Below are 12,432 nucleotides of genomic sequence, written 5' to 3' on the forward strand. Positions count from 1 at the left end.
CCTCACACCACGCACCGATGCAGCCCCACACCCGCCCACCCGAACCTCGTCCGATATATCGAACACGAAAGGTCGCCAATGACCTCGTCCGACTCCCCCGCCCGTCGCCCCGGCGAGCCCGCGCTCACCGAGCTCGGGCTGGGCGCGCCCGCCGCCGACCCGGCCGACACCTCCGCGTACGCCTTCCCCGACGGTGGCACCTGGCGGACCGAAGTGCCGTCCGTCGAAGGTCCGGAGGCCCTCTCCGTCGTCCTCAAGGAGTCCTCCCGGCTCGATGTACCGATCCATCGGATCAGCCAGGGCAGCGGCATCTGGATGCTCAGCGACGCCGAGATCACCGAAATGGTCGAGGGCTGCGCCGAACGCAGCGTCGAACTCTGCCTGTTCACCGGACCGCGCGGAAGCTGGGACACGGGCGCCTCCACCCGTACCGACTCGGGCGGGGCGGGGCTGCGTGCCCGCGGCCATGACGCGCTGGCCGGCTGCGTCGAAGACGCCCTGCGGGCATCCGAGTTGGGTGTGAAATGCCTGCTCGTCGCCGACGAAGGGGTGCTCTGGACACTGCACCGGCTGCGCACCCGGGGCGTACTGCCCGCCGATACGACATTCAAGGTGTCGGCGCTCATCGGGCCGGTGAACCCGGCCTCCTTCGCGGTCCACGAGGGGCTCGGCGCCGACTCGATCAATATTCCGTCCGACCTGACACTTGCTCACTTCACCGAGATCCGACGGGTTTCGGGCGCACCGATGGACCTCTACATCGAGGCGCCGGACGACCTCGGCGGCTATGTGCGGATGTACGAGGCGGCCGAGCTGATCCGCCGCGGCGCCCCCATCTATCTCAAGTTCGGCCTGTCCAGGGCGCCCGGCATCTATCCGTACGGCGCGCATCTGCGTGATGTCGCGCTGGACACGGCCCGCGAGCGGGTGCGTCGGGGACGGCTGGCCCTCGACCTGCTGGCCCGGCACGGCGCCGGAACAAACATGTCGCCGCTCGGCTCCCGACTTCCCGGCCCGCTGCGCCGCTTCACGAGCGAGTAGCGGGTAGCGCGCAGCGAGGCCGAGTTCCTCGAACCTCCCCCGCCCGAATCAGCCCGCGAAGGCCGTCCCCGGCATCCCTTGCCCCGCGCCCGGCAGCACCAGAAGCGAACCGGACAGCGGGTGCGGGGCGGCGAGCCCTGTCCGGGCCGTGGAGATGTACAGGTCGCGCAGGTCCGTACCGCCGAAGGCACAGGCCGTCGGGCGCCGAACCGGCAGTGCGACGGTCCGGTCCAGCGCGCCGTCGGCCGTGTAGCGACGCAGCGCCCCGCCGTCCCACAGGGCGACCCATATGCATCCGTCGGCATCGACCGTCATCCCGTCGGGGAAACCCGCACCCTGCTCGACCGTCGCGAACGGCCGCCGGTTCAGGGCGCGCCGGCCGTCGAAGTCGAAGACGTCGATGCGGCGCGTCGGGGTGTCGATGTAGTACATGAGCCGCCCGTCCGGGCTCCACCCGATGCCGTTGCTGCAGGCCACCACGGGCAGCACCGGAGTGACCGTGCCGTCGGGTGCGATGCGGGCCAGGCTGCCCCCGACCTCCGCCTCGTTGTAGCGCATGCTGCCCGCCCACAGCGCCCCGTCGGGCGCCACGGCCGCGTCGTTGCCGCGCCGCCCGGGCTCGGGGTCGTGCACCAGCCAGCGGAAGGCGCCATCGGGGTCGTAGAGTCCGATGCCGTCTCGCAGATTGACGACCAGCCCGCCGCCCGCGCGCGGCTTCGCCGCTCCGACATGCTGCTCGGTGGCCATGACCGTGCGGCGGCCGCTCACCGGGTCGTACGTGTGGACGCGGGCGGAGAGGATGTCGACCCAGATCAGCCGGCCGGTCGCCGGGTCCCAGGTCGGGCCCTCGCCGAGCTCGGCCTGCTCCCGCACGGCCACGTCGAGGCGCATCCCGCTCACTGTTCCCTCCGGTGGTGCCCGAGACGGACGGAGAGGGCGTCGGCGCCGTCCGCCGCGAGGACCGCCAACTCCTGCTCGCGCTTCTCGTTCCAGCGGATCATCGGTACGGAGATGGAGAGCGCGGCGACGACCCGGCCCGCCCGGTCCCGCACCGGAGCCGCCACACAGCTCACATCCGGGTTGGACTCACGGTGCTCCACCGCAATGCCCCGCTCCCGCACGCCGGAGAGCACGGTGCGCAACTCGGCAGGGTCCGTGATGCTGTTGGGGGTCATGCCGGTGAGTTCGCGGCCGTCGAGCCGGGCGTCGAGCTCCCGGTCGGGCAGGGTGGCGAGCAGCATCTTGCCGACAGAGGTGCAGTGGGCGGGCAGCCGGCGTCCGGCCGCCGAGACCATCCGTACCGCATGGGTGGAGTCCACCTTGGCGATATAGATGACGTCGGTGTCCTCCAGGATCGCCACATGGACCGTCTCGCCGCAGGTCTCGGCGACCTCACGGGCCACCTGCTGCCCCTCGGCGGCGAGGTCGAGCTGCTCGGCGTACCGGCTGCCCAGCTGATAGGTGCGGACACCGAGGCGGTAGCGGCCGGGCTGGTCCGGGAGCGCCACCAGGTACGAGCGGGCGGCGAGGGTGGTCAGCAGCTCGTGAACGGTGGTGCGCGGCAACTGGAGCTTGCGGGTGACCTCGGGCGCGGAGAGCGTTCCGTCACCATGGAGGAAGAGTTCGAGTACGTCCAGGGCTCTGGTCACCGCAGGGACGAGTCGCCCCATCTTGTGCACCCACCTCTCGCGTTCGACACTCCGACCATTGGCCGGAATCGCGAACACAGGCTAGTCGTAGCGCACTTGTGACGGCAATGCCGCCGACCCGCCCCGATGTCCTGCCGATGCGTCGATATGACCCGTTTGCCGCCGCTTTGTCAGACCTGCCGCCCGAGCAGCGCGAGCAGCTCGGTCTGCGGGTCTGCGCCCTTCTCGGTCTTGACGGGCGGGGCGAACAGACCGGTCTGCGACAGGCCCTTCACGTACGGCCCGACCTCACGCCGGGTGAACTCGACGAGATCCTCCGGCAGCCGTTCGTCGGCGCCGATCGCCCGGGAGAGGTCCCAGGAGTGCACCACCGCGTCGCTCACCATCTGCGCGCAGTAGGCGTCGGCGGCGCTGTCCCCGTACGAGAGATTCACGGTCCGCTTCAGCGCTCCGGGAGCCGCGAACGCCTTGCGGGCCTCTGCCGCCGCACGGTCCCACACCGTGACCGGGTCGTCGCCCAGCACATCGTCGTCAAAGGCGTCACCCACCTCGGCGACGCTACGGCCCTCCGTCACCAGCGGTGGGACCCACAACTGCTCGGACGTGAGATGGGCGACCAGATCACGGACGGACCACTCGGTGCACGGCGTCGATGCGGACCACTGGTCATCGCGCACGGCATGCACCCGGTCCGTGAAGAGCTGGAGTGCCTCGGCGTGCCGGTCGAGCAGGTCACGGGCGGAGAGAGGGTTGCGAGCTGCTGCCGGTTTGCTGCATTGAAGTGAGTTGTAGCGAGCGGGAGCGAGTCCTGTGGGTGGGTTGGTGGGGGTGGGAACGGGGGTTCTGGGGTCGAATGGGTGACCTTGGCGGCTGGTGCTCGTTGGTTCGGGTGGCAGGTGTCCGACCGTGGGGGTGGATGGTGGATGGTTTACGGAAGCTGGCGACGTCCTTCGTGGTGCCTGGGCCTTTCGGGGTGGCGGTCCGGGACCGTCTCAAGCACCTCACGCCCGAGGACGAGAGGGTGCTGCGTGCGGTGGGTGAGCATCAGGGTGCGTTGGCTTCCGGTGATCTCAAGGCCCGCTGTGCAGACGGTCTGGATCACAGCGCGGACACCTGGGCAGCGCGTAAGCGGGAGCTGACCGGGGTGTCGTCGTCGCGGATCGCGGGTGCGATCACGAAGGCCACGCATGATCAGTGGGCGCTCGCGCGCCGTTGTCAGGCGGCGTATATCCAGAACCTGGCTGCCGGGATCAAGACGTTGCGGCACCGGCTGTCCCTCCCGCTCGGGGAGAAGGGCACCAGGCGCGCGGCGGGTGGCTACCGGTCGAAGAGCGAGTGGTTCCGCAAGTCCCGCCGCCTCGCGATGCTGGAGGCGCGGCACGCGGCGGCCGTCGCCGACTGGCAGGCCGGACGGGTGCGGGTGGTCCGGGGCGGAAAGCGTCTCCTGAACACCCGCCACCACCTCGCCCAGGCCCATCTCACCGAGGACGAGTGGCAGCAACGGTGGGAGGCGGAACGCTGGTTCATCGCTGCCGACGGTGAGTCTGGGAAGCGGTTCGGGAACGAGACGATCCGCGTCACCCCGGACGGCGAAGTGTCCATCAAGCTGCCTGCCCCGCTTGCGCACCTGGCCAACGCCAAGCACGGCCGGTACACCCTCACCGTCCGTATCGGGTTCGCGCACCGGGGCGCGGAGTGGGCCGACCGCATCGAAGCCAACCAGGCCGTCGCCTATCGCATCCACCTCGACACAGACCGGGGCCGCTGGTACCTCACCGCATCCTGGCAGCGCCCCGTCGTGCAGACGATCCCGTGGGAGACCGCCCGAGGCCGGGGCATGATCGGCGTGGATACGAACGCCGATCATTTCGCCGCCTACCGGCTCGACCGGCACGGCAACCCGGTCGGTGAGCCGCACCGCTTCGGCTACGACCTGTCCGGTTCGGCCGGTCACCGCGACGCACAGATCCGCCACGCCCTGACCCGGTTGATCAACTGGGCGGTGCGGGTCGGTGTCGCTGCGATCGGCATCGAAGACCTCGACTTCACGCCTGAGAAGACCCGGGAGAAGCACGGTCGCCGCAAGCGGTTTAGGCAGCTCATCTCCGGCATGCCGACCGCCAAGCTGAAGGCCAGGCTGGTGTCCATGGCCGCCGAACAGGGCCTGAGCGTTGTCGCGGTCGACCCGGCCTACACCAGCCTGTGGGGTGCCCAGCACTGGCAGAAACCGCTGACCACGCCGCACCGCACCATGTCCCGTCACGATGCCGCCGGTATCGCGATCGGGAGACGCGCCCTCGGTCACCCGGTCCGGCGTCGGACGGCACCGCCCCCACACGACCGGAGTGATCGTGCGGGGCATCGGACCGCCCAGGCCGGACCAGGCAACCGGGGGCGTGAGGGAACCCGCCCACCCACCACGGACCGGCCCCCTGGAGGGCCGTCGCCGAGCGGGAAGCGAAAGCGGGAACCCAGCGCATCCAACACCGTTCGGGATGCGCCCAGCACGCAGCAGTGGGTCCAGGACTCACTCATGCGCACTGGCTAGGAACGGTGAGATGCCATGTGACCACTGTCTCGTCCGGAGAGCCGCGCGCGAGCGCGCCTGCTGCTTCGGCGCGGCCGAAAGGGGTATCCGCAGTCCCATGTCGTCTCCGAGCAACGCATCCTCAGTCCCCTCGCCCACCGGACTCCGCACCTGGCTGCACCGGCGCGATCTCGCCGTCTTCCGGAGCGTGGCCGGCCGGCACTGGCCGGGCGCCGGCCCCGTACTGCCGCGACTGAGCCGCAGTGCCGATCACGGGCTGCTGTGGTTCGGTGCCGCGGCGGGCATGGCGGCACTCGGCGGCAGCGCCCGGGCCCGGCGCGCCGCGCTCCGCGGGGTGGTCTCGCTGGCCGTGGCCTCGGCCGCGATCAACACCGTGGGGAAGGGTGCGGTGCGCAGGGAGCGGCCGGTACTGGACGCCGTACCGGTGATACGGCGGCTCACGCGCCAGCCGTTCACCACCTCCTTCCCGTCCGGGCATGCCGCGTCGGCGGCAGCCTTCGCCACGGGCGTGGCCCTCGAGTCGAAGGGCTGGGGTGCGGCGGTCGCCCCGCTCGCACTGGCGGTCGCCGCCTCCCGCGTCTATACGGGGGTCCACTATCCGAGTGATGTGCTGGCCGGTGCGGCGCTCGGCATAGGAGCCGCGTTCGCCCTGCGCGGTGTCGTACCGACGCGAGGACAGCTGCCCGCGCCGGGCAGACCGCCCGCCCATGCGCCCGCCCTGCCGGGCGGCCGGGGCCTGGTGGTCGTCGTCAACCAGGAGTCCGGCTCGGCCACGGCCACGGCCTCGCTGGTGCGGGACTCGCTGCCGCTCGCCGAGGTGGTGGAGTGCGCGCCCGGCGAGCTCTCCGCCGAACTGGAGAAGGCCGCCGGACAGGGCCGTGCGCTCGGGATCTGCGGGGGCGACGGCACGGTCAACAGCGCCGCTGCCGTCGCCGCCGCGCACCGTGTGCCGCTCGCGGTGTTCCCCGGCGGAACCCTCAACCACTTCGCCTACGACCTGGGCATCGAGACGGTGGACGACGTCTGTGCCGCGCTGACCGCGGGCGATGCGGTACGGGTCGACCTCGGCCGCTTCCGGCCGGGGCCGGACGGGCCGGCCGGCGCGCCGGGCTACTTCCTCAACGCCTTCAGCCTGGGCGCCTATCCGGAGCTGGTACGGACCCGCGAGCACTGGGCACCGCGCATCGGCGGCTGGCCGGCAGGCGTCCTGGCGGCGCTCCATGTACTGCGCGGCGATCGCCCACTGGAGGCCGAACTGCAAGGAGAGCGGCGGCCGTTGTGGCTGTTGTTCGTGGGCAACGGCATGTTCCGGCGGGTGGGCCCGGCACCGGGCCGACGCCACAACCTCGCGGACGGACTGCTGGACGTCCGGGCGGTGCACGGCGGCCGCACACCCGGCCTTCGCCTCCTCGCGGCTGCGGTTGCGGGCCCTTTGACCCGCTCCCCCGTTCATGCGGCGGTGCGCCTTCGAAGGGTGCGGATCGCCGGCCTGACCCCGGGAACACCCTATGCGTACGACGGCGAAGTTGCGCACAGTCAGGGGGAGTTGGTGATCGACAAGCTTCCGGAGGCACTGACCGTCTACTGCCCGATGACCGTATGAGGTGAGGTCCATATATCAAGACGCGTATCTCACGATCCGACATCTCGGCGTACCGTTGGTGCATCGCTCAGCGCTTCGCATCACGCTCCGAGAGAGGACGCACAGCCATGCCGAAGGAGACCGCCGTCTACACCCACGGCCACCACGAGTCGGTGCTGCGCTCGCACCGCTGGCGCACTGCCGCCAACTCGGCGGCCTATCTGATCGGCGAACTCCGGCCGGGCATGGCGGTGCTGGACGTCGGCTGCGGTCCGGGCACCATCACCGCGGATCTGGCGGCGCTGGTCGCCCCCGGCCCGGTGACCGCGGTCGACACCAACGGGGAGATCCTGGACCAGGCCGCCGAGGTCGCCGCCGAACGCGGCCTGGAAAACCTGGAGTTCGCCACCGCCGACGTGCACGACCTGGACTTCCCCGACGACTCCTTCGACGTCGTGCACGCCCACCAGGTGCTGCAGCATGTGGGCGACCCGGTGCAGGCACTGCGCGAGATGCGGAGAGTCTGCCGCCCCGGCGGCATCGTCGCGGCCCGCGACAGCGACTACGCGGCGATGACCTGGTACCCCGAGGTGCCGGTCATGGACGCGTGGCAGGAGCTGTACCGGCGGGTGGCCCGCGCCAATGGTGGCGAGCCGGACGCGGGCCGGCGGCTGCTCTCCTGGGCCCGACGAGCCGGCTTCACCGACATCACCCCGTCCGCCGCCGCCTGGTGTTTCGCCACGCCGGAGAACCGGGTCTGGTGGAGCGGTCTGTGGGCGGACCGTACGGTCGGCTCGGCGTACGCGAAGCTGGCCGTCGACGGTGGCCATGCGACCACCGAGCAGCTGACCGACATCGCAGCGGCCTGGCGCGCCTGGGGCGAGCAGGACGACGCATGGTTCATGGTCCCGCACGGCGAAGTGCTCTGCCGCGCCTGACGCGGCCGGCCGGCCACCGGAATCGATCACAGGGCGCGGTCCCGCCAACTACCCTGTTCCGCATGGAAATTCTGGGAACCACGCTGCGCATCTGCGTCGACGACCTGGAGGCCGCGGTGGCCTTCTACGAGGACCTCACAGCCAGTCCGGCGCTGCGCTTCGAGCGCGGCGGTGTCTCGGTCGCCGCGATCGGCTGCTTTCTGCTGATGAGTGGCCCCGAGTCGGAGCTGGAGATCCTGCGCAAGGTGACGGCGACGATCGCGGTGAAGAACGTCGACGACGCGCATGAGTCGCTCACCCGCGTCGGCGCCCGGATACTCGCGGGCCCGGTACCGACCCCGGTCGGCCGGAACCTGATCGCGGTCCATCCGGACGGCTCGGTCTTCGAGTACGTCGACCGGAACCTGTCGGCCTGATCCGGCAGGTTCCGGAACCTCTGACATCGCTCCGTACCCACGCGCGCCGGCACCTCACCGGCCGGTTCGCGCGTGGGCCGCTCACCCCGGAAGGTCTCCGGTCAACTCTTCGGACGCATACGGTAGTTGTACGCGTCGGGCAGCGGTTCGTCACTGAGCGCCGACCAGACCTCGTCCAGGATCTCCGCCCCCTCCCGCAGGTCCGCGACCTCGAAGCCCTCGTCGAAGACGGCACGGGCCGCCGCAGGGTCGCCCTCGGCGAGCAGGAGTCGGGCCTCCAGCAGGCGGAACCGGCCCCGCTGCCGGATCGCCGGGCGCAGCCCGGCCCAGACCGTGCGGGCCTCGTCGGGCCGCCCGGCCGCCAGCAGCGCCTCTATCGCCTCATGGCCGAGGGCAGTGGTGGCGGCGGTCCAGGCTTCGCCGTCGTCCCGGCGTTCCGCGCAGAGGTCCTCGAACGCCTCGGCGTAGTGGTCGGCGGCCCTGCTCCGCTGGCCGCCCTCCTGGGCGGCGACGGCCAGGCAGCGCAGCAGCGGCCAGCGGGACGGGGCGAGGGCCAGACCGCGCTCCCAGCTGCGGACCGCCTGGGCGCGGTCGCCGGCGTGCCACTGGGCGACGCCGAGGTGGTACTCGGTGAGGGGTTCGGCGGATGCCGTCTCCAGCATGTCGCGCCAGTGTGCGGAGACGAGCGAGGGTCCGGGGGGCGTCACACGGCGCGGCTCGGGGAAGGCGCCCTGGTCGAGGAGGTGCAGCCAGGGTGCCTGCTGTTCGCCGAGGGTGGACTCGGCGAACGGTGTGCCCGGGAGTCGGTACTTGCCGCGCCGGACTTCGAGGGCGCCCCAGCCGGAGCCGGCGGCAAGGAACTCACCGGGCTCGGTGTCGGCGTGCGGGCGCCAGGCCGCGTACGCGGCGTCGACGTCGGCGCGCGGCAGGGCTTCGGCGAGGCGCTGCTCGGTCTCGGCGCGGGCCGCGGCCCAGTCGTCACCGTGCACGACACCGGGGTTGGCGGTCAGCGGTCCGTACGACTCCAGCCAGCTGAACTCGGCGCCGGGTTCGAGCGGGATGTGCTCCAGCTGGGTACGGGCGAGTCCGGCCTGGATCTCCGCGTAGCCGACGGTGCCGGGCTCGGTGAGCCACTGCTGCCACCGGCGCCCGCCGGGCCCGCTGCCCCAGAGGAAGAGCTTGCGGCCGCGCAGCAGGTCGGTGGAGGTCTGGACGAGTCCGTGACCGTCCTCGTCGAGGGAGGCGATCCAGCGGCGGGTGCCGTCGGGCACCTCGTAGAAGTAGTCGGCGGGGAAGTCGCTGCGCAGCGGGTACGTACGGTCGACGGAACCGGTCTCCGGCACGGGCACCCGGGTCAGGGTCCGCTCGTAACCGAAGTGCCAGGCCTCGTCGGCAGGGGCCAGCACCCGGGACCATGCGCCCTCCGGGACGGCGATGTTGGACCACCAGTAGACGGGCGCGGTGTGCTCGTGCGGGTTGCGTATCCGTACCCCGACATGGAGGAAGTCGGAGTCCCCCGGCAGCCACAGGTCCACCTGGAACGGCAGGTCGCGCAGCCGCTCCCACTCCCAGAGACGGACCATTTCACCGCCGTCGGGTGCGGGGACGCGGGCGGCGTGCACCGGCGCGCAGGACAGTGTGGTGTGACCGGTCGCGCCGATGTTCCACTCGATGCCGCCGGAGAACCAGGCGCCGTTGAGGGCGAAGTCGGCAGGCTGCAGGACGGGGTTGGTGTAGAGCAGCTCCCGGCCGGTCGGCTTGTGGTGGAGGGAGTGGATCCGGCCGCCGAGCCCGGGCAGGACCGTGGCCCGGAGCCGGTCGTTCTCGATGACGATCGCGTCCAGGTCGGTGGGGGTCCGCTCGCGTCCGTACCCGTCGAGAATGCGCACTGGCAGGACGGTGGTCAGCGGCTCGTAGCCGATCTGCCGTGCCATGTCGCGCGGCAGCCCGGCCCGGTCGCGGTCGTCGACGACATGCATCTCGTCGAGCGGCCGCAGCGCCGGCAGCGGGTTTTCCGGGCCCAGCGGTGCGGCGGGCAGAGTCAGTACGGCTCGTCGTACGGTCGTGGCCAAAGCAACCTCGCTCCCTCGCGCGGGCCGCCGCAGGTCCGGGCGCCCCCGATGACCATGGAACACTCTCGAAGCCGCCCCGACCAGGGGCGTCGCCGTCAGACTTCGGCAAAAGCCGCCCCCGGCGTCGACGGCGACAATATTCCACGTGCGTCTCGTGCTCGCCGTCGTAGCCTTGATCCTCAACAGTTCATGCGACAGAGGCGGCAGAACGGGATGAGCACCCAGCACACCTACCGAGTGATCGTGCGCGGCACCTGGGAGGGCCTCACGGACGAGGCCCGCGCCCGCCTGCTGGCAGAGGTGGAACAGCACGGCCTGGAGGCGATGCAGTTCACCGAGGAGGGTTCGCTCACCTACGACACGGTGCTCAAGCACTTCAGCTTCCGGTACGTGGTCGTATCGGACGCCGAGGACGGCGAAGAGATGGCATCCGCGATCGCCGAGGACCGGGCGGAGACGACGCTGAAGGAGCACGGGTACGGCTACGGGCGGCTGCGCTCCACCGCGACCGACATGGACACCATGAAGATCAACTACAAGGGTCGGTAGGCGTCAGGGGGCGGCGTGACGGCGGGCCGATGGCTGCACAGGGCCAAGGAGCCCACGGACGTATTCCCGCATCCGGCGCCGGGGCTCCACCCGGGCGAAACGGCCCCCGATCCGCTAGAGGAGATCGCCAAGTCCCTCTTCCCACAGGTTCGTTGGTGCATCGTTCATGCGGGCGGACTGCCCGGAACGTTGCCACTACAAGCACCGCGGCCACACGTTCGTGCGACGGCCCGGCAAAGACCGTCCCACCCCCGTTCCAGCCCGCTACACTCTCCACACCCAAGCCGTTGACCAGCGCTAATGAAGAAGTCCGGCTGGAGTACTAGATGTGTTGACCCGTAGCGTTGTTGACCAGGCAGATCGCTGGTTCAGCGGGCAGTCGCCCACGTGCGGTGCGCCCAGTCGGCGAAGCTGGTCCAGCTGACCTCAGGGCGAGAAGCGTGGAGTGTGGGGATATCGACGCGATAGCCGGGGCCGTTCAAAAACGTCCACATCGCACGCATGTCCGGATTGCCGACTGCGGCCGGCGGAACTGACCGGTGGAGGACCTCCCGTCCCAGCGCCGCGCTGAGCGCGGACGCCATCTGCACGGGAGTGGGTGCATCGCTGGCCAACTCGATGCGCTGTCCGACGTAGAGCCCAGGCTGGAGCAGTACTTCCGCCGCGAAGGCGCCGAGGTCGGGGCGGGCAAGTTGCTGCAACGCCCGATCAGCAGGGAGCGGCAGGTCAAGAACGCCGCCGAGGATGCGCTCCGCTCCGCCGAGCGCGTTGTCGAAGAAGTACGTCGGCCCGAGAATCGTGAACGGCACATCGCCGGAGACCAGTTCCGCTTCGATACGCGCCTTGCTATCGAAATGCGGGACCCCACTCTCCTGGTCAGCCCCGGCCACAGAGCTGAACACGAGATGCGGAACACGCACTTCCGCGGCGGCAGAAAGGATTGCCCGCCCCTGACGTACCTCCGCCTCGACACCACTTTCGAAGGGTGTGGTGAGCGCGAAGACACCCGCCGCCCCCCTCATGGCCGCGACGAGCGAACCACGATCGCTCAGCGAACCTGCCACTACCTCGACGCCCCGGTTGGCCAGTTCCTGCGCGTCTCTGCGGTCGGGGTCACGTACCAGTGCTCGGACCCGGGCTCGGCGGCACAGTAGAGCGTCGGTCACAGCTCTCCCCTGCCCCCCGGTTGCAGCAAGCACCAGTATCGGCTCTTCGGCCATCGAAGATTTCCTTTCCTCGTGGGCGGCGATATCGGATTGACAGCCTGTCCCAACGGTAAGCATCCGTCCCGCACAGCAAACGAAGCATGGCGTCGCGTCGTCCGTCAGGCGTACTCGAGCGGGAACGACCCGGCCTGTTGGTGGTTTTCATGGAGCCGAGCCAGCCGATGGACGGGATCGCTGCCAGGTAGCCCTGACAGGTGCTACGGGTTCGACACTAGGGGCTGAATCGGAAGACGCGTTGCCTGAGAGTGCACGCTTAGATTCCCGTCGGCGCGAGAGTGCTGTCGATTGCCAGCGGCTCGCACTCGAACGACGGACGTACGCTCACAGGCACGGTCGTCTCGCCGAGGCACCCCACTGCTCCTGGCCTGCGTGAGTACGCTCGGTTCCCGGTGTTCCCAGGCAGATGGGACG

11 protein-coding genes are annotated in these 12,432 nt (G+C 70.5%); 6 read left to right on the forward strand and 5 right to left on the reverse strand.

All coding sequences use genetic code 11. The annotated features are described in order from the left end of the window. Positions 1-78 precede the first annotated feature (78 nt). Positions 79-1,041 (forward strand): hypothetical protein, encoded by a 963-nt coding sequence (locus OHA88_RS11715; protein ID WP_326606612.1) that lies wholly within the window; start codon positions 79-81, stop codon positions 1,039-1,041. A gap of 48 nt (positions 1,042-1,089) precedes the next feature. Here OHA88_RS11715 and OHA88_RS11720 read toward each other — a convergent pair whose 3' ends face one another. The 3 genes from OHA88_RS11720 to OHA88_RS11730 form a co-directional block, all read right to left on the reverse strand. Then, the gene (locus OHA88_RS11720) at positions 1,090-1,932 is read right to left on the reverse strand and encodes an SMP-30/gluconolactonase/LRE family protein (protein WP_328625450.1); all 843 of its coding nucleotides are present in this window, start codon (positions 1,930-1,932) and stop codon (positions 1,090-1,092) included. A gap of 5 nt (positions 1,933-1,937) precedes the next feature. Then, positions 1,938-2,711, reverse strand: a complete 774-nt coding sequence (locus OHA88_RS11725; RefSeq protein WP_266999962.1) for an IclR family transcriptional regulator — start codon at positions 2,709-2,711, stop codon at positions 1,938-1,940. A gap of 149 nt (positions 2,712-2,860) precedes the next feature. Beyond that, positions 2,861-3,421, reverse strand: a complete 561-nt coding sequence (locus OHA88_RS11730; protein ID WP_328629660.1) for a TIGR03086 family metal-binding protein — start codon at positions 3,419-3,421, stop codon at positions 2,861-2,863. A gap of 185 nt (positions 3,422-3,606) precedes the next feature. Between OHA88_RS11730 and OHA88_RS11735 the strand changes: the two genes are divergently transcribed. The 4 genes from OHA88_RS11735 (at position 3,607) to OHA88_RS11750 (ending at position 8,174) form a co-directional block, all read left to right on the forward strand. After that, complete coding sequence (locus tag OHA88_RS11735; protein ID WP_328625451.1) at positions 3,607-5,238, forward strand: IS200/IS605 family accessory protein TnpB-related protein; 1,632 nt, start codon at positions 3,607-3,609, stop codon at positions 5,236-5,238. 97 nt (positions 5,239-5,335) lie between these two features. Continuing rightward, complete coding sequence (locus tag OHA88_RS11740) at positions 5,336-6,841, forward strand: bifunctional phosphatase PAP2/diacylglycerol kinase family protein (RefSeq protein WP_266999966.1); 1,506 nt, start codon at positions 5,336-5,338, stop codon at positions 6,839-6,841. A gap of 107 nt (positions 6,842-6,948) precedes the next feature. Continuing rightward, positions 6,949-7,758, forward strand: a complete 810-nt coding sequence (locus tag OHA88_RS11745) for a methyltransferase domain-containing protein (protein WP_328625452.1) — start codon at positions 6,949-6,951, stop codon at positions 7,756-7,758. 62 nt (positions 7,759-7,820) lie between these two features. Beyond that, positions 7,821-8,174, forward strand: a complete 354-nt coding sequence (locus OHA88_RS11750) for a VOC family protein (protein ID WP_266999970.1) — start codon at positions 7,821-7,823, stop codon at positions 8,172-8,174. Positions 8,175-8,275: 101 nt separating this feature from the next. Here the strand turns inward: OHA88_RS11750 and OHA88_RS11755 are convergent, their stop codons facing one another. Continuing rightward, positions 8,276-10,246 carry a DUF5107 domain-containing protein gene (locus OHA88_RS11755; RefSeq protein WP_328625453.1) on the reverse strand — a complete coding sequence of 657 codons (1,971 nt, stop codon included), beginning with the start codon at positions 10,244-10,246 and terminating at the stop codon, positions 8,276-8,278. A gap of 213 nt (positions 10,247-10,459) precedes the next feature. On the opposite strand from OHA88_RS11755, the gene OHA88_RS11760 reads away from it, so the two are divergent. Next, a complete protein-coding gene (locus OHA88_RS11760) occupies positions 10,460-10,795 on the forward strand; it encodes a DUF6204 family protein (RefSeq protein ID WP_266999974.1) in 336 nt (111 codons plus the stop codon). A 368-nt stretch (positions 10,796-11,163) separates the two neighbouring features. Here the strand turns inward: OHA88_RS11760 and OHA88_RS11765 are convergent, their stop codons facing one another. After that, positions 11,164-12,015, reverse strand: coding sequence for an NmrA/HSCARG family protein (locus tag OHA88_RS11765; RefSeq protein ID WP_328625454.1), 852 nt, complete (start codon positions 12,013-12,015; stop codon positions 11,164-11,166). Positions 12,016-12,432: the final 417 nt, after the last annotated feature.

It is taken from the genome of Streptomyces sp. NBC_00353, assembly GCF_036108815.1.
Classification (GTDB): domain Bacteria; phylum Actinomycetota; class Actinomycetes; order Streptomycetales; family Streptomycetaceae; genus Streptomyces.

Coding starts and splice junctions, on each gene's coding strand:
- OHA88_RS11760 (WP_266999974.1), top strand. CDS start 10,460: ATGAGCACCCAGCACACCTACCGAGTGATCGTGCGCGGCACCTGGGAG.
- OHA88_RS11720 (WP_328625450.1), bottom strand. CDS start 1,932: ATGCGCCTCGACGTGGCCGTGCGGGAGCAGGCCGAGCTCGGCGAGGGC.
- OHA88_RS11765 (WP_328625454.1), bottom strand. CDS start 12,015: ATGGCCGAAGAGCCGATACTGGTGCTTGCTGCAACCGGGGGGCAGGGG.
- OHA88_RS11750 (WP_266999970.1), top strand. CDS start 7,821: ATGGAAATTCTGGGAACCACGCTGCGCATCTGCGTCGACGACCTGGAG.
- OHA88_RS11735 (WP_328625451.1), top strand. CDS start 3,607: ATGGTGGATGGTTTACGGAAGCTGGCGACGTCCTTCGTGGTGCCTGGG.
- OHA88_RS11715 (WP_326606612.1), top strand. CDS start 79: ATGACCTCGTCCGACTCCCCCGCCCGTCGCCCCGGCGAGCCCGCGCTC.
- OHA88_RS11725 (WP_266999962.1), bottom strand. CDS start 2,711: ATGGGGCGACTCGTCCCTGCGGTGACCAGAGCCCTGGACGTACTCGAA.
- OHA88_RS11740 (WP_266999966.1), top strand. CDS start 5,336: ATGTCGTCTCCGAGCAACGCATCCTCAGTCCCCTCGCCCACCGGACTC.
- OHA88_RS11745 (WP_328625452.1), top strand. CDS start 6,949: ATGCCGAAGGAGACCGCCGTCTACACCCACGGCCACCACGAGTCGGTG.